At 64.3% G+C, this 21,369-nt stretch carries 18 protein-coding genes; 11 read left to right on the top strand and 7 right to left on the bottom strand.

Annotated elements, in window-relative coordinates:
• Window positions 1-118: 118 nt before the first annotated feature.
• Window positions 119-1,081 (bottom strand): RHS repeat-associated core domain-containing protein, encoded by a 963-nt coding sequence (locus C0Z18_RS33215; RefSeq protein ID WP_199189477.1) that lies wholly within the window; start codon window positions 1,079-1,081, stop codon window positions 119-121.
• Between the two features lie 276 nt (window positions 1,082-1,357).
• Between C0Z18_RS33215 and C0Z18_RS17270 the strand changes: the two genes are divergently transcribed.
• The 5 genes from C0Z18_RS17270 to C0Z18_RS17250 all read left to right on the top strand — a co-directional run bounded on the left by C0Z18_RS17270 (window position 1,358) and on the right by C0Z18_RS17250 (window position 5,836).
• Entirely contained in the window at window positions 1,358-2,194 is an 837-nt protein-coding gene (locus tag C0Z18_RS17270) for an RHS repeat-associated core domain-containing protein (protein WP_102646642.1), read from the top strand.
• Between the two features lie 51 nt (window positions 2,195-2,245).
• The gene (locus C0Z18_RS17265; RefSeq protein ID WP_102646641.1) at window positions 2,246-3,076 is read left to right on the top strand and encodes an RHS repeat-associated core domain-containing protein; all 831 of its coding nucleotides are present in this window, start codon (window positions 2,246-2,248) and stop codon (window positions 3,074-3,076) included.
• Window positions 3,073-3,981, top strand: coding sequence for an RHS repeat-associated core domain-containing protein (locus tag C0Z18_RS17260; RefSeq protein WP_102646640.1), 909 nt, complete (start codon window positions 3,073-3,075; stop codon window positions 3,979-3,981). Before C0Z18_RS17265 ends, C0Z18_RS17260 begins: the two co-directional genes overlap by 4 nt.
• Before the next feature lie 65 nt (window positions 3,982-4,046).
• Complete coding sequence (locus tag C0Z18_RS17255) at window positions 4,047-4,895, top strand: RHS repeat-associated core domain-containing protein (RefSeq protein ID WP_102646639.1); 849 nt, start codon at window positions 4,047-4,049, stop codon at window positions 4,893-4,895.
• A gap of 98 nt (window positions 4,896-4,993) precedes the next feature.
• Window positions 4,994-5,836 (top strand): RHS repeat-associated core domain-containing protein, encoded by an 843-nt coding sequence (locus C0Z18_RS17250; RefSeq protein ID WP_199189476.1) that lies wholly within the window; start codon window positions 4,994-4,996, stop codon window positions 5,834-5,836.
• Window positions 5,837-5,858: 22 nt separating this feature from the next.
• On the opposite strand, the gene C0Z18_RS17245 is transcribed toward C0Z18_RS17250, so the two are convergent.
• Complete coding sequence (locus C0Z18_RS17245; RefSeq protein WP_102646637.1) at window positions 5,859-6,422, bottom strand: GNAT family N-acetyltransferase; 564 nt, start codon at window positions 6,420-6,422, stop codon at window positions 5,859-5,861.
• Window positions 6,423-6,655: 233 nt separating this feature from the next.
• Between C0Z18_RS17245 and C0Z18_RS17240 the strand changes: the two genes are divergently transcribed.
• The 4 genes from C0Z18_RS17240 to C0Z18_RS17225 all read left to right on the top strand — a co-directional run bounded on the left by C0Z18_RS17240 (window position 6,656) and on the right by C0Z18_RS17225 (window position 13,590).
• A complete protein-coding gene (locus C0Z18_RS17240) occupies window positions 6,656-7,891 on the top strand; it encodes an MFS transporter (protein WP_102646636.1) in 1,236 nt (411 codons plus the stop codon).
• A gap of 243 nt (window positions 7,892-8,134) precedes the next feature.
• A complete protein-coding gene (locus tag C0Z18_RS17235; protein WP_102646635.1) occupies window positions 8,135-9,034 on the top strand; it encodes a TetR/AcrR family transcriptional regulator in 900 nt (299 codons plus the stop codon).
• Window positions 9,035-9,071: 37 nt separating this feature from the next.
• Window positions 9,072-11,633, top strand: coding sequence for an acyl-CoA dehydrogenase (locus C0Z18_RS17230; protein WP_102646634.1), 2,562 nt, complete (start codon window positions 9,072-9,074; stop codon window positions 11,631-11,633).
• A 97-nt stretch (window positions 11,634-11,730) separates the two neighbouring features.
• Window positions 11,731-13,590 carry an AMP-binding protein gene (locus C0Z18_RS17225; protein WP_102646705.1) on the top strand — a complete coding sequence of 620 codons (1,860 nt, stop codon included), beginning with the start codon at window positions 11,731-11,733 and terminating at the stop codon, window positions 13,588-13,590.
• 44 nt (window positions 13,591-13,634) lie between these two features.
• On the opposite strand, the gene C0Z18_RS17220 is transcribed toward C0Z18_RS17225, so the two are convergent.
• Together C0Z18_RS17220 and C0Z18_RS17215 are read right to left on the bottom strand one after the other, a co-directional pair.
• The gene (locus tag C0Z18_RS17220; protein WP_146014029.1) at window positions 13,635-14,051 is read right to left on the bottom strand and encodes a hypothetical protein; all 417 of its coding nucleotides are present in this window, start codon (window positions 14,049-14,051) and stop codon (window positions 13,635-13,637) included.
• Window positions 14,052-14,087: 36 nt separating this feature from the next.
• Complete coding sequence (locus C0Z18_RS17215; RefSeq protein ID WP_102646632.1) at window positions 14,088-15,665, bottom strand: FAD-binding oxidoreductase; 1,578 nt, start codon at window positions 15,663-15,665, stop codon at window positions 14,088-14,090.
• A 372-nt stretch (window positions 15,666-16,037) separates the two neighbouring features.
• Between C0Z18_RS17215 and hfq the strand changes: the two genes are divergently transcribed.
• Window positions 16,038-16,523 (top strand): RNA chaperone Hfq, encoded by a 486-nt coding sequence (gene hfq / locus C0Z18_RS17210; RefSeq protein WP_102646631.1) that lies wholly within the window; start codon window positions 16,038-16,040, stop codon window positions 16,521-16,523.
• 44 nt (window positions 16,524-16,567) lie between these two features.
• Window positions 16,568-17,227, top strand: a complete 660-nt coding sequence (locus tag C0Z18_RS17205; protein ID WP_102646704.1) for a GntR family transcriptional regulator — start codon at window positions 16,568-16,570, stop codon at window positions 17,225-17,227.
• A 106-nt stretch (window positions 17,228-17,333) separates the two neighbouring features.
• On the opposite strand, the gene C0Z18_RS17200 is transcribed toward C0Z18_RS17205, so the two are convergent.
• From C0Z18_RS17200 to C0Z18_RS17190, 3 genes are read right to left on the bottom strand one after another with little or no spacing between them, the layout of a single operon-like run.
• Window positions 17,334-18,116, bottom strand: coding sequence for a DUF2968 domain-containing protein (locus C0Z18_RS17200; protein WP_102646630.1), 783 nt, complete (start codon window positions 18,114-18,116; stop codon window positions 17,334-17,336).
• 57 nt (window positions 18,117-18,173) lie between these two features.
• Window positions 18,174-19,568: a sigma 54-interacting transcriptional regulator gene (locus C0Z18_RS17195; RefSeq protein WP_102646629.1), complete on the bottom strand. Its 1,395-nt coding sequence runs from the start codon at window positions 19,566-19,568 to the stop codon at window positions 18,174-18,176.
• A 21-nt stretch (window positions 19,569-19,589) separates the two neighbouring features.
• A complete protein-coding gene (locus tag C0Z18_RS17190) occupies window positions 19,590-21,365 on the bottom strand; it encodes a TadG family pilus assembly protein (RefSeq protein ID WP_233217353.1) in 1,776 nt (591 codons plus the stop codon).
• Window positions 21,366-21,369: the final 4 nt, after the last annotated feature.

The following is a 21,369-nucleotide window of genomic DNA, read 5'->3' as shown; positions in this document are numbered from 1 at the left end:
AATAGGTTTGGCTGGCACGCGCTGCACGGCGCTCGTCGCTATCGGCAGCGAATGCGGCAAGAAAACAAGCGATGCGTGCGCTTTGACAAGCGGTGCTTCGACGGGCCGGCGGCGATCGTCACGCGCCGGCTACCAACGGACTGTTGTAATAAAACTTATACGGCGCGTACGGGCTGTAGGTGTTCGGCGAATAAGGGTTCGCATACGGCATCGGGCGGTACGGGTTGTTCGATTGCATCGCGCCGGCGTTGCCGTAGCTTCTCCCCAGCGAGCGCGCGGCAATGACCGGCTTTTCGGTCAGCGCATCGATGCTCGTCAAGACCCCTCCGCCAATATTGCCGCCCACCGCCGCGAGAGAAAGCCCCTGCGCCAATCGAAGGCGCACGGTTCCCGTGGGACGCGATAGGAGCGGTGCCGCGTCGGCGCCCTCACCCGCCGTTACCGGAGAAGAAACCTCCGACTGGCTCGAGACGGAAGCTCTGCGCGATGCCGCGCTGCTGCCCTCCTCGGGCGCAACCGACTCGGCGCCGGGCGGCCTCTCGGCGAGCGGCTCCGCTTCCTCCGCGACCATCGAAGTCTCGCGAGCGGTCGCCGATTCAGTGGATATCTCGCTCGCCATGCTTGCAAGCTTCGCCACCTGTGTGCCGGCGCGAATCATCGCCGGCACGGACACCAGCATCGATGCCATCCCCAACCAGATGGCGGCGGTCCGATTGCCCTGTTGCGCTTCGACTTGAGACGCGATCGTCGTTCCCAGCGCCAAACCGCCGAGTACTGCGCCCACGGGGTCGCCCGTCAGGACGCTCACGCCGATGTCCGCGGCGATCGCGGTGTCGATGACCACGTCGGCCAACACGGCCCAAGCCGAAACATGGCCGGACGGGTCGAATCGGTTCACGGGATCGCACGCGCAGTAGACGTATGGATTGGGCCCCCCCGATCCGAACGGGCTGACACGATCGGGCGCGGCGAAGCGCATGAGGCCGGGCAAGTAATGGCGATACCCGTTGCCCAAGGGGTGACTCAATGCGACCGGGTCCTTGAATTGACCGGTGTAGCCCACGACCGTCGCCATACCCATAAGGGCCTCCTAGCATTTTGAATGTCGAATTCGCCGTTCTGAATACGACGAAACCGATCGTAGGCTAGGCGCCTCGCCGCGTACCTATATCTCTTACCAAGCCAGCGCAGACGACGATCTCGATCGGTTTTATTTCCTACTTATTGAGCTTTGAATTCGATCGCGTCGCCTGTCATTTCATTCGCGCACGATACGATCGAACCGGCATTGTTATGATCGGACTATCGCATCGCCGGCTTTCACGAAATTCAAATCCAATCGTGTCGGGAAAACGAAATGACCACTTTCGGAGCCTTCGGGTATACGGCGCAATTCCTAGACGGCATCGTGGCCGGCTATCCGCTTGGCGACGGCTATCGCTGGTATTCGCCCGGCTCGATGCGATTTGTCGCGGCAGACCGGTGGAGCCCGTTCGGTAAAGGAGGCATCAACCCTTACGCCTATTGCGAAGCCGATCCGGTCAATCGGCGGGATCCGAGCGGCCATATGTGGATGCCGGAGATCGACGCGACGTACGCGCGGGAGGACCTGGAATTACAGGGTTTCCTCGACGGCAACGGCGCGCTCGCGACCCGGACGCCGTCCCGATCGCCGAGTCCCGCAATGGAAACCAACAGATCCACGCCCGAGCATGAGCCGATTGCCATGCAACGCGCGGTCAGTACCGAACCGGCCGCCGCTGCGAGCGGCGTTCGCTCGTTGACGACGCCGACCAAACTCTCGCCCGCGGTCTCCGTCGCATCGCTTTCCGATATCGATATGCAATGGGAGCCGCCCCCCACCTACGGTCAAGTTTTGCAAGCAGCGGTCGACCTTCACGAAAGCATCACGCGCAACGAAATCAAACGCTATTGGCCAACGCTATCGTTTCCGCGCGGTCACGATTTCGTTCCGCAAAAGAAGCTGATCTCATTTGTCAGGGTGTTGCAACAAAGAAAAGTCAGAGCGCGTTGCCTAATTGGCTATCCAGGCACGAACAAGGTCTCCACCGCTCTGGGGTACAGCAGCAAAGGCATATGGAACATGCGTTACAACTATAACGCCGGGAAAAACCTACGCGCTCGGGAAAACTTCCGCGAAATCTTATGGTGGCTCGGGGAAATCGACGATTGACCGCCGACACTCGGACCACTCGGACGAACAGTCGTTTTCAGGAGCGAATCGATGAGCACGGGATCGCTGTGTTGGGCTGGATATTATGCCGACCCGGTTGGAGCCGGTTACCCGTTGGGTAACGGCTATCGCGCGTATTTGCCGTCGTCGATGCGCTTCGCCGCGCCCGACGACTGGAGTCCGTTCGACGACGGCGGATTCAATCCCTACGCGTACTGCGACGCCGAGCCGCTGAACCGGCGCGACCCTAGCGGGCACATCTTTTTGCCGATAGGCTTAGCGATCGGTGCCGCTGGTGCGGTCATCGTCAAATTCATCGGCTCGCGGGTTGCCAATACATTCGGCGATCGCGTCAAGGATCGGATTGGCGGTTTGTCCAGCGACACCAGCATCGGCGCTTTCAAGGCAGCGAGCACGGCCTCGGACGAAGCGGGTAGCGAGCGAGGCGGTCTGCCGGCGCAAACGCCGCATGCCCCCGCCCGACCGCGCAGGCGCGTACCGCCGCCCGGCTCTCGGGAAGTGCTCAAGCTGCGGAAAACGGAGCGCGCCGTCTATTCGCAGTTGACGCGCGCCAATAACAATCTCGAGCAAGCCGAAACCCATCGCGGCGAGGCGTCGATGCTTCGCGCCCGCGCGCGTGTCAGCGCAGAGCCGCGCGCGGACAATGAGCGCGCTTGGGCCGAACGAACGAAGGGACTCCAGCAATTGGAGGCGGCCCGTACGCTCATCAATCATGCGAAGAGCGTCGAGCACATGCTCTACCCGGAGTTGAGGGAACGCCTCCTGACGGCAAGCGCCCTACACGACCTGTTGAAGCTCGATTTCGACGACATTTTCGATATCCACGTTCCCACCATGGATAGCGCCGGCTTCGGACAATGACCATCATGCCATTCGATCTGCTTCAAACATTCACCGGCGCCTATCGAGATTCCATCGTCGCGGGCTTCCCGCTCGGTAACGGCTACCGTTGGTTTCTGCCATCCTTGATGCGATTCAATGCCGCCGACGCGCTAAGCCCATTCGGCGTGGGCGGCCTCAATCTTTATGCGTACTGCGACAACGATCCGATCAACCGCGCGGACCCATCCGGACACATGAATATCGAGTTCGGCGAAGTGGAAGCAGTCCAACGTGTTGCCCCCGGCGCTACCGATTCGGCGCAGCGAGCAGGCGCCGCCCCAAGAAGCGAAACCGATCGCCCCATCGTGGCACTCGAAACCGAAAACAATCTCGAGCCACGCACGGACGGTCCTAATGACGCCCATACGCCTGGCTCGAGTTCCGGTGCGCGGCCACGAACGCCTGCGCCCGGCGCAGCGGTCAGGCCCTGGGTACGCCGGCCGGCGAGTGGAACAGCCGCCGAGGGAAACTGGCGCCGGCCGGTGAATCGGACAGCGCCCGAGGGCAATTGGCGCCGGCCGGCAACCGAGCCCGCGGCAGCCTTACCCGGCGACGACCGAGTCGGCCGCATTCAAGCGGCCACCTCACTGCTAGCAGACCCGCCCGCGTTCGACCTGGGTCCCATCTTCAGCGCGGTGCCATCGCACGATTGGCAAAGACGGGGCTATCGACAAACGTTGACGATCGGGTGGACGCTCAACCGCGAGGAGGGCGAGATGCGCGTATTGGCGCATGTGCATTACGCGTGGGAGAACGACGCTTGGCGTAAGTTCGCCGGCAACGCGTGGATCTCGGGCACCGAGAACTGGCAACACCGAACGACGCCGGCCGTCGTCGCGATGGCGCCCGATACGCCGCCCAACGCCGAGTCGCTGCCCCGGTAGGCGAGCTCGCGTAATCCAAGTACCCGAAGGCGCGCGACAAGGGCGCCGATCGCAAAGAGGCCCCCGTGAATAGGACGTTCGCAATAGGTTACACAGGAAGCTACGTGGATAGCTGTACGCACCATTGCGTCCTGGGAAACGGTTATCGATTTTATAGCGGCACGCTGATGCGATTCGTTTCGGGCGACGATTGGAGCCCGTTCGGCGCCGGTGGGATGAATCCGTTCGCCTACTGCGCCGGCGATCCGATCAATCTAAGCGACCCGTCGGGACACGCGCCATGGAGCTGGGTCGGCAAAATGATACGCCGTGTGCGCGCGCGCCGGTTCGATGAACCGATCGCTGCCGGACAATCCGCGCTCCACTCGATGTCGTCTAATTTCTCGAGGCGTTTTCGGCGTTATACGAGCCTGCGCCGATCGACGCGCGAAGACCGCATTGGACTGATAGCCGCGTATCGCGCCGAACAGGACGATGAGGCTCGACTGCAGCAGCATTATGCCGCCGACGCGCACGCCGCCGAGAGGGCCGAGGCCACTCGGCAAGCCGTGGCTGCCATACGCAACGAATCGGCGCGCCGCCTCCGGCTTGCCTCCGCGAGCGCGCACGCCAGGCTGACCGAGTTGGACGGACTCGAACCGCGATTGCTACGCTCCAATTCGTTATATGGACGCGCCCCCGCCGTCGGCGTTCACGGCTTTGGCGGGCAGCGGCTTTGGCACGAACATCTCTTCTTTTTGATGGACCGATTGCGGGGCGTCCATGCAAGTGGCCTAGCCGACGATCAGCGTGAGGAAATGCTGGGCCGTATCCGAAGCGATATCGAAGACACCTTCGATGCGCTTGTCCGGGACCGCCCGCAACCGCCGGGCTTGGATGCCCAAACGGCCTTCGATCGTCTTCTGCCCTATTGAGCCGAAACGAGACATCGTTCGACCTGCGCGCGGCCTCGACTCGATGAATCGGAACTTGCGCAATGACCATGCAGCTATCGTTGGTGGAGAGATATGCGATGAATCGACCTTTGGCTTTCGGATACACGGGCGCACGCTTGGATTTCGTTTTACCCGGCTATGCGCTCGGCAACGGCTATCGCGTGTATCTGCCGTCGCTGATGCGCTTTTGCGCGCCGGACGTCATGAGTCCGTTCGACGCGGGCGGCGTCAACCTTTACGCTTACTGCTGCGGCGACCCGATCAATCGATGCGATCCATCGGGACATGCGCCCTCGTACGCAGCGGTCCGGGACGCCCTTGGCGTCAAATTGATCGACGCCATCGCCGCGCGGCTAGCCCGTGCCGCCGACGAACGCAGCGGCACGGCGGACCCAAGCACGGCGCTCGACCTTGCGAATCGCCCGTTCGACGAAGCCCCGGGTCCAAGCAACCGGCTCACCGGCGCCCGAAAACGAAAAGCGTATCGGCCGGAGCAAGCCGTACCGGTGCCCGAGGTCAAGAGAGCGCGTCAGGAGCAAGAAGCGCCGGCGGCGCCGCGAACGCTCGCCGATTACGTTGCCCAGGCACAAGCCGACGTGCGGCTCGACCCGAGGGCAATCGTTCAACGATGGCGTCAACGCTATCCGGACGCCGATGCGTCCGTGCTTTCCGATAAGCGCAGGCTGGCGGAGTTCCAAACCGCCAGGCTGCTGGAGGCGGACGGCAAAGTGTTGGACGAGACGCAACGGGAAGAGTTGGCCGAGCGGCTCGGCTACGCCAGCAGTCGATACGACTGGCTTCGATCACGCGTAACCGGCGCGGAGGTGACCGGCGCCCGCGCCTTGCCGGCCCAACGCGACTTACTCACGAGCCTGTTCGGCCAGCCATGGACGGACGGCTATTTGCGCGCGCCGCTTTAGTTCGCTTTAGCTCGCTCGCCGGCTACCGGTTACCCGACTCCAATCGATAGCGAGCGCACGACGCGTCGAGCGAGACCAGCTTCATGCCGATCTTCTCGGCCACGGCGCGCGATGCCGCGTTGCGCGGATCGATATCGGCGATGACACGAGCGAGCTTGACCGTTTCGAACGCATGCGCCGCGAGCGCGCCCGCCGCCTCGCTCGCCATCCCCCTTCCCCAAGCCGCCCGCACGAGGCGCCAGCCGATCTCGACCTCCGGCCCCACGCCGTGATCGGGGATGAGCATGACCCACCCCAAAAACTTTTCCGGCGCGGCACGTTCTCGAATCGACCAATATCCGAGCCCCGGCGGATAAGGACGCGTGATCCGGAAATGCAAGAAGCGCCGGTGCTCGACCGGATCGTTCCACGGCCCTTCGATGAAGCGCGTGACTTCCGGGTCCCGGTCCATCGCCATACACGCATCGAGGTCCGCGAGCGTGCGCCCGCGTATCAGCAACCGCGGCGTATCGAGTACGGGCAAAGCACCGCCGAAGCCGTCCGTCCCCGCCGCATCGTTTGAATCGATGCCATTGCCCTCACTCATTCGAACGTTACCCTTTTAACGAACCTTTCAAGTACCAAACGATTATCCATTCGCCACGCATACCATGCGCCGCAGGCATAGGGATTGCCCGTAGATGATCGATCCCGAACCCTGCATTCGCTTAAAGAGCGCGTACACTCCAACTACCCACGGGGAGATGCGCGCTCGGCGCCATAAGCATGCGAGTGGAGCAACCAGCGCGCAAGACCTGGAGACCCAAGGAGAGAGAACCCATGAAGTGGACCAAGGAACAACGGAATGTGACGATCGCTGCCTACCTAGGCTGGACGCTCGACGCATTCGATTTCTTCCTGATGGTATTCGTGCTCAAGGATATCGCGAGCGAATTCCATACCAAGATCCCCGCCGTCGCTTTCGCGATCACGTTGACGCTGGCGATGCGCCCCGTCGGGGCCATCATCTTCGGCCGCCTCGCCGACCGGTTCGGCCGGCGCCCCACGCTGATGATCAACGTCGCCATCTACTCGCTGCTCGAGTTGCTGTCGGGCTTCTCCCCGAACCTCATGACGCTGTTCGTATTGCGCGCCTTGTTCGGCATCGCGATGGGCGGCGAATGGGGCGTCGGCTCGGCGCTGACGATGGAGACGATTCCTCCGCGCTCGCGCGGCATCGTCTCCGGTCTTCTGCAAGCGGGCTACCCGAGCGGCTATTTGATCGCCTCCATCGTCTTCGGCGTGCTTTATCAATACGTCGGTTGGCGCGGCATGTTTTTCGTAGGCGTGGTGCCGGCCCTGCTCGTGTTGTACATCCGCGGCAACGTACAGGAATCGCCGGCCTGGAAGGCGATGGAAACCACACGGCATGAACGCGCCGGCTTGCTCACGACGATCGGCAAGAATTGGACGCTCGCGCTGTACGCGATCATTCTGATGACGGCGTTCAACTTCTTCTCTCACGGAACGCAAGACCTGTATCCCACGTTCCTGCGCGAGCAGCATCACTTCGATCCGCATACGGTGTCGATCATCGCGATCGTCCTGAACATCGGCGCCATCGTCGGCGGTCTGCTGTTCGGCATGATTTCGGAGAAGATCGGCCGGCGCCGCGCCATCTGCATCGCGGCGCTGATTGCGCTGCCCGTGCTGCCCGTGTGGGCATTCTCGAGCGGCGCGCTCATGCTCGCGGTCGGTGCGTTCCTCATGCAAATTTCCGTGCAGGGCGCTTGGGGCGTGATCCCCGTGTACCTGAACGAGATCTCGCCCGATGAAGTGCGCGCGACCTTTCCGGGCCTCGTCTATCAGCTCGGTAACCTAATCGCATCGATCAACGCGACCATGCAAGCCTCGGTGGCCGCAAGCTCAGGCAATAACTATGCCTTTGCGCTGGCCGTCGTCGCGGGCGTCGCCTCCGTGGTCATCGCCGTGTTCATCTTGTTCGGCCCCGAGCGTCGCGGCATCGATATGACGCGCTCGGCGCAGCAAGTCGCCTCCTCGTCGTCCTCGGTCTGATCGCTTACCGCTAAGCAACGAAAGAAAGGCGCTACGGCGCCTTTCTTCCTTTCCACTCCCGCGCTATGCTTGACGTGCTGCAACGCAGCGCGATCGAGCCCTGAGACTCTCTCTAGAGGAGTCCATCGATAAAGAACGCTTGCCCCGATTTCTTCGCGTTTTTATCGTGCTAAAAATTAGCAAATTTCAATCAGAGACTTGAATCGCTTGTTCGCGGCCGGGTAACCGGCATGGGAGGCGCACATGGCAGGTCGGACATCGAGCCGGAGCACCGGCGACACCAAGGCACGCATTCTCGACGCGGCCGAAGACATTTTCATCGAATGCGGCTATGAAGCGATGTCGCTGCGCCAGATCACTTCGCGCGCCGACGTCAATCTCGCAGCCGTCAACTACCACTTCGGGAGTAAGGAAGCGCTGATCCACGCGATGCTCTCGCGCCGGCTCGACAAGCTGAACGTCGAACGATTGAAATTGCTCGATCGATTCAACGCACAGCTCGACGATCGTTTGACGTGCGAGCACGTACTCGGGGCCATGTTCATTCCGGCCTTGCGCCTTTCGCGCGACACGCGCGCCGGCGGCCCGGCATTCCTGCGCTTGCTCGGACGCGCCTATACGGATCCGTCCGCCTTCATTCACGATTTTCTCAATGGGCATTACGCCGACGTGGCCGAGCGGTTCTTCGATGCGTTTCAGCGTGCCCTGCCGCATCTGCCGCGCGAGGAACTCGGTTGGCGGCTGCACTTCGCGATCGGCGCACTGTCGGGTGTGCTCGCGGGCGCCGACACCGACAGTCTCATCGCCGAGTTTTCGAAAGGGCAAACGATCAGCGATCTGCATTTGATCGCCCGGCTCGCTTCGCTGATGGTGGCCGCGCTCAAAGCGCCGCTGCCCGATGCCACGCAACTCGCCGCGTTCGCCGCCGTGCTCGGCGATGCGGGCGACGGTTGCGACGCCGCGGCGAGCATCAGCGCATGCGGGCCGCTCGATGCACCGGTCGTCGGCGGCGAGGCAGCCGGACGCGACGATCTCGAGCGCGCGAGCGAAACCGACGCGTCGCCGCTCGTGGCCGCATCGAAGCTACAAGCAGCGAGCGCGCCGCTCGCGCAACTGCCGGAAGGCGCGCGCCCCGCACTCTAACGAGGGCCGGCGCGCGCGCCGCTCGTAAGGAACGATCATGGCATGGCTCGTCGTGGCGCTCGCCGTCGCGGGTACGATCTTGATCTTTACCGAAGCCGCCGCGCTCTGGTGGCTCGGCACGCTCGCCGTCTGGCTCGCGATCGTCGTACTCACCGGCGCGGCGAACATCGCCGTATGTATCGCGCTCGGCATCGTTCTCGTCTTGCCGGCCCTGGTGATCGCCCTCGCCCCGCTGCGTCGCGCGATCGTCAGCCGGCATATCCTCGCGCTCTTCCGGCGGGCACTGCCCGAGATGTCGCCGACCGAGCGCGACGCGATCGAAGCCGGCACCGTTTGGTGGGATGCCGAACTGTTCACCGGACGGCCCGACTGGGATACGTTGCTCGCGCATGGGCCGCCCGCGCTATCCGACGAGGAGCGTGCCTTCGTCGACACCGAATGCGCGACGCTCGCCGGTCTCGCCGACGACTGGGAAACCACCGCCCGCTGGCAGGACCTTTCGCCGCAAGCCTGGCAGTACGTGAAGCGCCAAGGCTTTCTCGGCATGATCATCGACCGCGATCATGGCGGCAAAGGCTTCAGCGCTTATGCGCATTCGCAGGTGGTCATGAAGCTTGCGTCGCGCTGTTCGGCCGCCACGGTCTCGGTCATGGTGCCCAACTCGCTCGGCCCCGCCGAATTGCTGCTGCACTACGGCACCGAGGCGCAAAAGGCCTACTACTTGCCGCGTCTCGCGCGCGGCGAGGAGATACCGTGTTTCGCGCTGACGAGCCCCTATGCCGGCTCGGACGCGGCCGCGATTCCCGACGTCGGCATCGTCTGCACAGGCGAACACGAGGGCCGCGAAACGTTGGGCTTTCGCGTGACCTGGGACAAGCGATACATCACGCTCGGGCCGATCGCCACCGTGCTCGGTCTCGCGTTTCGCGTACGCGATCCGCATCAACTGCTCGGCCGCGGCGAGGAGCCGGGCATCACCTGCGCCTTGATTCCCACTTCGCATCCGGGTGTCGAGATCGGCCGGCGGCATTGGCCGCTGAACGCCGTTTTCCAAAACGGCCCGACCTCGGGCAAGGACGTCTTCATTCCGATCGATTGGGTGATCGGGGGGCCCGCGCAGGTGGGCAACGGCTGGCGCATGCTGATGGAATGCCTCGCGGCCGGCCGCGCGATTTCGCTACCCTCGGCCGGGGTCGGCACGGCCAAGCTCGCGGTGCGAGGCACGAGCGCCTACGCCGCGCTGCGCCGCCAGTTCAAAACGCCGATCGGCAAATTCGAAGGCATTCATGAAGCGCTCGGCCGAATGGGCGGCAATCTCTACGTCATGGATGCGATGCGCCGGCTCTGCGCGCAAGCGGTCGATCTCGGCGAAAAGCCTGCCGTGCTATCGGCGATCGCCAAGTATCACGTGACGGAACGATCGCGCCGCGTCATCAACGATGCGATGGACATCGCCGGCGGCAAAGGCATCTGCATGGGCCCGTCGAACTTTCTTGCGCGCGCCTATCAGCAATTGCCGATTTCGATCACCGTGGAAGGCGCCAATATTCTCACGCGCTCGCTCATCATCTTCGGGCAAGGATCGATACGGTGTCACCCGTATCTGCTCAAGGAGATGACGGCCGCGCGCGACGAGGACGGCGAACGCGCGCTCATCGCTTTCGATCATGCGCTGTTCAGACACGCGGCGTTTTTTGCATCGAACGCATTGCGCAGCGTCGTGCACGGCTTGACGTGCGGCGCATTCCTCAAAAAACCCGCCGGCGCGAGTCCCGCGCTCGCGCGCTACTATCGCGCCGTCACGCGCCTTTGCATCGCGTTCGCTTTCGTCGCCGATGCGTCGATGCTGTTGCTCGGCGGCGCGTTGAAGCGGCGCGAGCGGCTATCCGCGCGCCTGGGCGATGTCCTCTCGCAACTCGTGCTGATGTCCGCCACGCTCAAGCGCTTCGAGGACGAGGGCTCGCACCCCGAGGACCTTCCGTTCGTGCGATGGGGCGTCAAGGACGCGCTGCTCGCGGCCGAGCAAGCATTCGATGGGCTCTTCGCGAACTACCCGAATCGATTCGCGGCCGTCCTGATTCATGCCCTTGCGTTTCCGCTCGGCCTGCGGCATCGCCCGCCCTCGGACGGCCTCGTCAGTACGATCGCGCTGCTTCTCCAAACACCGTGCGGCGCGCGCGAACGGCTTCTCGCCGATTCGCACGTGCCGGCTCAGCCCGATTCGAACGATCCGATCGCCTGCGGCGAGCGGTTGCTCGAACTTTGCCAGCAAGTGGCCGAGATCGAGACGAAATTGCGCGACGCGGTTCGCGCGGGTCACGCGCGCCCGATGCCGCAAAGCCTGGCCGAATTGCCGCTCTGGGCACGTATCGCCGAAGAGCGCGGCTGGATCGAGCCACGCGAGCGCGAAGTGCTCGACCGATATGCGCACGACGGCGCCGCCTTGGTTCACGTCGACGACTTTCCCACCGATTTCGATCGGTCGCAAAGCGAACCGTCCAACGGCTCGCACGATACGCCCGCCGCCCCCGCCACATCCCGCGCTCCGCGCGGTGACGACGAGCGGCCGATCGGCGCGGCGGCACCGGCCGATCTTTGAACAAGCGCCGATCGCCTCGATCGGCCTTAATCGCCGCGGCATACTCAGGCATGCCGCCTGGATCGTCGCGGCGACGATAACCCAGGGAGAAAACAACATGGATCAACCCATTGCCCCGCAGGCGGCATCCGACGCGGCAAGCGGCATCGAACGGTTCGAGCCCGATAAGGTCGATACAGCCGATACAGCCGGTACGGACGGCATTTGGTACGCCTCTTATCCGCCCGACGTGCCGCGCGAAATCGACGTGGATCGATACGCCTCGGTCGCCCACTTCTTCGACGAATGCACCTCGCGTTTCAGCAGCCGCACCGCCTTCGTCAGCATCGGCTCGGAGATGTCGTACGACACGCTCGCGCGCAAGGCAAAGGCGTTCGCGGCCTATCTGCAACGCATCGGCATCGCGCGCGGCGATCGCGTCGCCATCATGCTGCCCAATACGTTTCAATATCCCGTGTCGTTGTTCGGCGTGCTGAAGGCCGGTGCCGTCGTCGTCAACGTCAATCCGCTCTATACGCCGCGCGAGCTCGCGCATCAACTGAAGGACAGCGGCGCAAAGGCGATCGTCGTGTTCGAAAATTTCGCGAAGACGCTCGAACAGGCGCTGCCGGGCACGGCGGTCGAACATGTCGTCGTCACGGCGTTGGGCGATCTGCTGGGCGAGACGATCAACGCGAAAGGCCGATTGCTGAATTTCGTGCTCAAGCACGTTGAAAAAATGGTGCCGCCCTATCGCCTGCCGCAGTCGGTGCGCATGCGCGAAGCACTTGCGTTGGGCGCCAAGTCCCCGCTCGCGCCGGTCGCGCTGACGCACGACGACCTGGCGTTCCTGCAATATACGGGCGGCACGACCGGCGTCGCCAAGGGTGCCATGCTCACGCATCGCAACGTGGTGGCCAACCTGCTGCAAGCGAAAGCGTGGGCCGAAAGTCAATTGAGCGGCGATGTCGAGACGGTGCTCACACCGCTGCCGCTCTATCATATCCTCTCGCTGACAGTGAACGGATTGATCTTCCTAGGGCTGGGCGGCCGCAACATCCTCATCGCGAATCCGCGCGACATGAAGCGCGTGATGCGGATTTTGCGCAATCAAACCTTCTCCGGTATTCTGGCCATCAACACGCTGTACAAAGCATTTCTCGATAACGAAGAATTCTGCAAGCGCGACTTCTCGAACCTGAAGCTGGCGATGGCCGGAGGCATGGCGACGCAACGCGCCGTCGCCGATCGCTTCAAAGCGGTAACGGGCAAGCCGATCGTCGAAGGCTACGGCCTCACGGAGTGCTCGCCGATCGTCGCGTTGAACCCCGTCGATCTGAAGCATCTGCGCGAGTTCGACGGCTCGGTCGGTCTGCCCGCTCCCTCCACGCTCGTGCGTTTTCGCAAGGAAGACGGCGCGTGGGCCGGCATCGGCGAGGCCGGCGAGCTATGCGTGAAGGGACCGCAGGTCATGAAAGGCTATTGGATGCGACCCGACGAAACGGCAAAAGTACTCGATGCCGACGGTTGGCTCGCAACGGGCGACATCGGCATCATGGACAGCGCCGGCTTCATCAAACTCATCGATCGGAAGAAGGACATGATCCTCGTCTCCGGATTCAATGTGTATCCGAGCGAAATCGAGGACGTCTTGGCGATGCATCCGGGCGTGCGCGAGGTGGCGGCAATCGGCATTCCCGACGAAGCCCAGGGCGAACGCGTGAAGGTGTTCATCGTGCCGCGGGGGCCGGGGCTGACGCGCGATGAAATCTTGCAACATTGCCGTCAGCATTTGACCGGCTACAAGGTGCCGAAGCTGATCGAGTTTCGCGATGAGCTACCGCAAACGAACGTCGGCAAAATCTTGCGGCGGGCACTGCGCGACGAGGAGCTTGCCAAGCTCGGCACGCTGCGCAATGCGTCGGCCGGCCGCGCCGGCACCAACGGTGCGCAGGAGGCCGCGACCGGCGCACGGTGACGCTCGACCGCATCGATGCGGCGCTTGCCGCGTCCCGGCGCGCTTCATTGCCTGGACGCGGGCGCCACGGCGCCGATCTCGAATGCAAGGGCGGTAGACCTCGCCATGTTTCCCGTCGTGGGCGAATCGATGATCGTCGATTGCCAATCGCGGCCGTGAGCAATCGATAAATTTCGCAGTACGAAGCAATCGGATGGGCGCAACACGCCTATCGCCCTACCCGGCCAATCACTCAGCCACGCATGCCAGAGCGTGCCGGCGTCGCCCGCGGCGATCAGCGATCGCGCGCACTCGCCGCGCCGCAGCGCCCCGTACGAGACGCTCAGCGGCAATGCGCAGTCGATCACGAGCAGCGCGGGCTCGGGCGCGGCTCGCCCGGCGGCAAGACAACGCAGCGCCGGCCACGCATAGCTGAACGTCGCCGCCCGTAAGCTCGAGACGAGGAAGGTGCGTCGGTCCACTTTCGCCACTCCTTGCAGACACCGGCGCCGCGCGCATCAGTTGCCGCGCTTCGCCCGCCAAGCACGCGGCCAGATGCCGGATTTTCCGGGCGCGAGAATCCCGTCGGGATCGAGCGCGTCTTTGATCGTCTCCGACATTTTCAATAGCGCGCCGTCGTTGAAATCGTATTGGGAGGCGGCGAAATCCATCGTCGCGAGGTGCGTGCGGTACACGCCGTACCCCTCGGCGCGCGCGTCGCTCATCAACACGCGCTGCAGATCGGCCGCGGCCTCGACTTGCCTCGGATCGTCGCGATCGAAAATAGTCGCGACGATATGGTGCAAGTGCCGCTCGCCGGCCGTGAATCCGCCGTAATAGTCGAATCCGTACTCCGCCAATCGCGCCTTCGACACCGAGTATTGCCGCATCGCATCGCCGCCCGTGAAGGGGCAAATCGGCGAAAAGTCGACGTGCGCGCCATTCCCGCCGCGCCAATCGAGCATGCGAAACGCACTCATCGCGGGGATCCCGGCCATGTTCCCTTCCCCGCCGCCGATCGGCACGTCGCCCGCGCCATACCGGTGCGCTTCGATCGACGCGCCGGGCACCCGCGCGAACGCGCGCCGGGCGGAGGCGAAGCGCGCCTCGACGACGTCGGGCTCGCCGTACACGGCAAAGTGAACGTTCCAACGTCCGATGCCGAGCCGCGCGACGATGTCGCCGACGACCGATTCAGGCAGCGGACCGTCGCCGTCGTACCAATCGGTTCGCGTCGATACACCCGCGGCATAGCGGATCGCCCCTTCGATGACGGCGTGGTTGCGAATGGTTTCGTTCAATCTGAGGGGCCGGAGCGTTTCGACGGCCGCTTCGAGGTCGCTTTCACGCGGCAACTTCACTTGGGCCAGCAGGTAGGCGGGCGGTTGCGGCATGAGCCACAGGCCCAGCTTCGTCACGATGCCGAAGTTCGATTGCATGAACATCGCGTCGTACGATGGCCCGAACCCCGCCTTGTACGACTGCCACGCGCGCCCGATCTCGATCGCCCCCATCCCCGTACGCACGAGTTCGCCGTTCGCGAGCATGACCTCCATCCCGCATTGGTTCGCCGCGTGATCGCCGTAGGCGGTGTAGCCGAAGCCGCGCTCCAGCGTATTGCCGAGCACGCTGCCCCACCCCGCGGCGGCCGGATCGATCCACAGCGGTATGCCGTGCCGGCGCAGATGGGCATGCAGATCGAAATAGGTGACGCCGGGCTCGACGAGCGCATAGGCCAGCGTCTCGTTCACTTCGACGATTCGATTCATGCGTTTGAGGTCGAGCACGACCGAACCGCTCAAGCGCGGCGCGGCGCCGCCGTACGCGAAGTTGCGCCCCGTGGAGACCGGCCACAACGGCAGACGATACGCGCGCGCGATCGCGAGCACCTCGCGAATTTCATCGGACGATTGCGGCAAAACGGCTGCGGATGCGGCGAAATGCTCCGCCATCGGTTGCGGGGTGAACGGATCGGCATAGTCGCGCAGTCGATCCGCCGAGCTTTGCACGTTCGCCGCTCCGACGACGGACGCGAACGCTTGCAACGCCCGCAAAAAGCGCGTTTCGGACAGGTTCGGGGGGCGCACGGGCGTCATCGGCTGCTCGTTCGTTGGTAACGAGGAGGGTTGAGGGACGGCAAAAAAGCGGTGGACTCGTGCCGTCCGAATTTTCTTCATTCATCATAGGCACTGCCTGTGCCGCTTCAAGAAAACGCGTGTGGCGAATACCGCTTTTCGGGCCGTTCGCATCGGCGCGCCGCCGCGTCGGCGCGGCGCGAGCCGCGCGCGGCCGAGAAGTGCGAAACATCGGCGAAATACGACGCCGCGGCGCACGAATACGGACGATCTCAGCCAAATCGATACGCGCATCGCGCGCCCGGGGTAAAATCCTGGCCAATCGTGAATCGTGCGCGCACTGTCGCGCAGCCGCCAACTAACCGTGGAGCAGCCCTCGCTGCTGTACTCGCAATGCCGAACCCGTCCGAATCACATCCGCAGAACGACTTCATGAACGCCGCGCGCAAGGAGCGCAAGCGCGTCGAGATCTATCTCGTCAACGGCATTCGCCTCACGGGGTGCATCGAGTCGTTCGACCAATACCTCGTCATGCTGCGCACGCCCGTCGGCCTGCAAGGCATCTACAAACGCGCCATCTCGACGATCCAAATCGACACGGGCACGCGCCCCGGTCCGCGTGGTCCGCGCCCCGGCGGTTACGGCGAACGGCACGGCCCGCGTGAGGGTTCGGGCCCGCGCGAAGGGTCGGGCCCGCGTGAACCGAGAGAGCCGCGCGAACCGCGCGAGCCGCGTGAAGGGTACGCCCCGTCCTCGGGCAGCGAGCATCGTTCGTCCGAAGGACCTGTCGTCGTCACGCGCCGCCGCCGCCCGTTCAGCACGTTGCAGAACAGCACCCCCTCCTCCGATTCGAACGGTTCCGATCACCGCGACGAATAACCGCTGCGGCTGCCTTGGGCAGCCGTGGCCGGCCGACCGCTCGCATGCAACCGAAGATCGATTCCACCGCCGACGCACTCGCCCAATCGCTGCGCGAGTCGATAGCCAACGGCGAATTACACGACGGGATGCGCCTCGTCGAACGCGAACTGGCGGGCCGTTTTTCCGTTAGCCGCATTCCATTGCGCGAGGCGCTGAAAAAGCTCGAAGCTGAGGGGCTCATCGAGATCTATCCGAATCGCGGCGCTGTCGTGCGAGCGCTGGAGCCGAGCGACGTCGAGGAAATTTACGCGATGCGGATGCTGCTTGAGGGCGATGCGATCTATCGCGCCGTCAAGCGCATGGACGAGGAAACGCTCGTGCGCGCCGAACTCGTGCATCGCTTGCTGGGCAAGACGAAGACGGCCGATAAGCAAGGGGAGCTCAACCGCGAGTTTCACGAACTGTTGTACGCGCCGTGCGGCAATGGCCGGCAATTGAAAGCGATTCGCGAGTTGCGAGGTCAAGTAGAGCGCTACGAGCGGCTGCAAAGCATGCTGCTCGCCGATACGGAAGCGTTTCAGCACGAGCACGCCGCGATCTTGCAAGCATGCCGCGAGCGCGACGCGCGCGGCGCGCGTGCCATGACGGTGGCGCACTTGACCAGCGCCAAGCAGATCGTCGAACGCGTCGTCACACAAGCGCGCCCCGAGGGGCGGCGCTAGCGCCAGCCCATCCGAAACCCGCATGCGAGCCGCGTCCGCGAAGCGGGGCTAAGCGAGTCGATGCGATGTATCGAGCGCACCCATGCGCGCTCGACACACCTGCGGCTCAATGCTTACGGCGGCGCGGATGCGGATGCGTGGCGGGCAAGCCTTGCTGCGTTTCACGCTGCAACAGATGAATCTGGTGCTGCATGGCGCTCAACTGCTCCTGAGCCGCGCGCTTTTGCGATTGCAGCGCAGCCGCCTCTTCGCGCGCCTGCTTCTGGCGGCTCGCGACGAGCGCCTGCTGCTTGTGCGCCACCTCGAGATCCGCTTGCAAGCGATCGGCTCGGGCTTGAGCCTTGGCGAGCAACGCTTCCGTATAGGCCTTTTGCGCCGCGAGCACCGTGCGCTTGATTTCGACGTCGGCAAGCTGCGCGCTGCGCCGCACGAATTCGGCGTAGACCGATTCCGCGTAATCGGCGTTCGTCGTCTTGATCACGCGCCAGAAATTCTTCTGCTGGAACAGCACGGCGTAGTAGGTCATATCCTCGCCGTGCAGTAACAGACTCGCGCCATACGTGCCGTTGTATGCGGTACGCAATTCGGACAGCTCGTTGCCGCGCATGAGCTGTTGCAATTGCGCAACATCGCCCTGCCCATCGGTCGTGTCAGCGGCCGCCGACGCGGACTGATCCGGTGCCGTAACCGGACTCGACAACTGCGTCGATGCCACCGGCGAAGCCGTGACGGCAGGCACCGCCGGAGCAGCCGGAGCCGCTGCGGCCGGTGCAACGTTTGCGGTGTCGTCCGCGGCCGACTGCGCCGTGGCACAACCGTTTATACCCAATCCCCCGATTGCGATAAGCGCTGTTAGCGCGGTCCCCCGCATACGCGAATAGTGGCTCATGTGTCGTTTCCTGCTGGAATAGTTCTACTTTTGAGACAGCTTGACTCAAGCGCGCCATTATCCCTCACTTTCTCGCGTTTCGGGCTCCTCATCGAATATCTGGTACTTCCTCATTTTTTCCCACAAGACTTTCCGGCTAATCCCGAGGTATTGTGCTGTGTCTTGCCTTCGCCACGCGTTCGAGGCAAGCGCCGCGAGCACACGCTCGCGCTCGGCCATGTCCCATTTGCTGCGGTCGACGAGCCCTTGCACCGCGGTCTCGGCCGGCGCGCTCTGCGCATTGCGGGCGTGGGCTATGAGCCGGCGCAGCCGCGCGGCATCCCACGCGCCGATCTGACGCACCGTCACGCCGATACGCTCGGCGAGGTTGCGCAATTCGCGCACGTTGCCGGGGAAGTAGGTATCGGCCACGGCATCGGCGAGCCAATAAGGGATCTCCGGCAGCGCCGCCAATCGCTCGGCGCCCACGACGGCGGCGATGAACGCCTTGAAGATCGCGATCTTTTCCACCGCCCCGCGCTCCTCCAGCGACGGGATGCGCAACTCGATCACGGCGAGCCGGTAGTACAGATCGGCCCGGAAGGTGCCGTCCTTCACCAGTTGCGGCAAGTCCTTGTTGGTCGCCGCCACGAGGCGGAAATCGACCTTGACGGGCATCGCCGATCCAATCCGCGTCACCGCGCAATCCTCGAGCACGCGCAGCAGCTTCACTTGCTGATACAACGGCAAGTCGCCGATCTCGTCCAGGAACAAGGTGCCCCCGTCCGCCTGCTCGAAGTAGCCTTTGTGCGCGCCCACCGCACCGGTGAACGACCCCTTCGCATGACCGAAGAACAGCGACTCGAAAAGCCCGTCCGGAATCGCGCCGCAATTGACCGCGACGAACGGGCCGTCGCGATAGCGCGAGTGCTTTTCGTGCAGAAGCTGCGCGATGCGCTCCTTGCCCACCCCCGTCTCGCCGCGGATCAGCACGCTCGTGTCGCAATCGGCGAACGTATCGACCTCGTGCAGCAGCGCCTGCATGCACTCGGAATGGGCGACGAGCACGCTCGGCTCGGGCGCTTGCGCCGCATGTGCGCGCAACTGGGTCAGCAGCTTGCCCACCATGCCGCGCAGCTCGGCGCACGTGAAATCGAGCGGCAGCACATGCGAGTACTCGGGCGGGTACGTGGCGGGGTCGCGCTCGCGCGGCAGCGCGCCCACCCAAATCACCGGCATGCCGGTATGCGCCTGCCAATCGCGCAGCTTGGCGCCGCTGGCGCCGATCACGCTCACGCTGATGACGGCTAGCGACGCGCGCGAGACGCTGCGCTCGGGGGCGTTCGTCATATCGTCGGCGCGGATCACGTCGACGTCGAAGCTCGACATGCAGCGCACCACGCGCTCGACGATGTCAGCCTTGCCCTCCCAGACATAAATGTCCAGTTCCTCGATCGTATGGCCGGTTTTCATCGTTATTAGGGATCCTAAACATCAATAGACCAATTTCGACACGCCGCAGGTCAGCGAGAGATCGTGGACGGTCGCGACGCCGACTTGCGCGCCGAGCAGCTGCAGTAGCGGATCGACGGCCGCATCGAACCCCGAGAGCAACTGGCCCAGCGCGGGAGTCAGCACGGTGAGCAGCGCGTCCACGAGCGGACCGACCGGCAGCGACAGCGCGCCGAGCAGCGTCACGTTCAACGCGTCGGGTTGGGCGAGGGACGCGGCGAGGCCATCGAGCCCATTGGCCAACACGCCGCCGACGGCGTTCGAATTGGCGCTTTGGTACGCGCCGTCGGTCGGGGTCGCGCCCACGAAGGTCAGCGTCGTGGCGGACGACGGCGGCACGACGGCGGGCAGCGCGGCGTTGGCCGTGACGGTGACGACGTTTGCGACGTTCACGAGCGTCGCGGGCCGCGTGCACGAAAACGGCTGCGACGCCGAGAGGTCGGTGGGCGGATCGCCCAGGCAAAGATTCGCCAAGCCTGGTTGCACGCCGATCGTCGAGGTGCTGGCCGCCTGCGTCGCCGCACAGTTCGTCGCCTGCAACCAGGCCGTGCCGGGCGCGACCTCGAGCGAGAGCGGCACATGCAGGAGCACGCCGCCGATGACGGGCAGCGCCGGCGTGCCGAGCGTTACGTCGAGATAAACGCGGACCTGCGCGGTACTCGCCTGCGTGCGCCAGCGTTGCTTGACCGAATCGACGCCGGCTTCGCCGACGGCCAACACGGGCGGCTCGACGATCTGCACCTTCAGCGTCGCGCCGAAGCCGGCGATCTGAAGTCCGGTCGCCACGTCGATGGGCGGTTGCCCCGCCTTGGCGATCTCGGCCGCGACGAGCAGCGCATCGAAGGGGCTGATCGTCGCGTCGAGCGCGCTTTGGCCATCGGCCGCGCCGAGCGCGATCACGCCGTGGCCGCCCTGCTCGCCGCCGAGCGCGAACGAGACCGCATTCGCGGCGCCGCTGCTCCCCGCGATCGCCTGCAGTGTCGCCACGTCGGTTTGCAAATTCGCATCGGCAATCGATGTCGACGACAACGCCGTGACCATCAAACGGGCCAATTGCTCGACGTTCACCTGCGTGGCCAGCAACTGGTCGACGGTGCCGACGCCGGCCGCCGCCATCAGATCGCGCATCCGCACGCGCGCGTTCGCTAGCGATTCGTACGAGGCAACGGATACATTCACATCGGCACCCAGCAGCGCGTTGAGCAACGCCCCCACGAGGCCACCTTGCAGTTGCGCGAGCGTGGTACCCACGGTAAACGCGCCGAGATTCGTCGCCTCGGCCGTTGCGCTGGCGCTCATCTGCCGCGCCGGGCCGAGAAAGAAATACGGCACGCTACGCGTCGCCGTCACTTGGACCGCGTTGAGCGGCGTCGCCGCACTCGTCGCGGCAAAATAGCTGGGGGCGGCATTGGCGCTCGTATCCCAACGTCCGCACACGACGCTCATCGATTGGCCCGCCGCATCGGTCGAAAAGCCGTTGGCCGCCGCGTTCGCCCGCGCGATGGCCGTCGGCTTCGCGCACGCGTCGTCCATGGTCTGCGCCGCGGCCAAGGCCGCGAGATCGGCCGTGCGCTGCAAGGCGCGTCGAGCGAAGAACGCGTTGCCCACGTCGAGCGCACCGAGCGATGCGATCACGACCGTCATGAACAGCGCGACGATCGGCGCAATCGTGCCGCGCTGAGCGCGACGCATCGGCCGCTTCGGAACGAGCGGCAAACCGGCGCTCGCATGGCGCATGAGGGCGCGCGGCACGATCACGGGA

The organism is Trinickia dabaoshanensis (assembly GCF_002879885.1).
Classification (GTDB): domain Bacteria; phylum Pseudomonadota; class Gammaproteobacteria; order Burkholderiales; family Burkholderiaceae; genus Trinickia; species Trinickia dabaoshanensis.
Note: the sequence above shows the minus strand (reverse complement) of the source record. Positions and strands in the feature narration are given on the sequence as shown.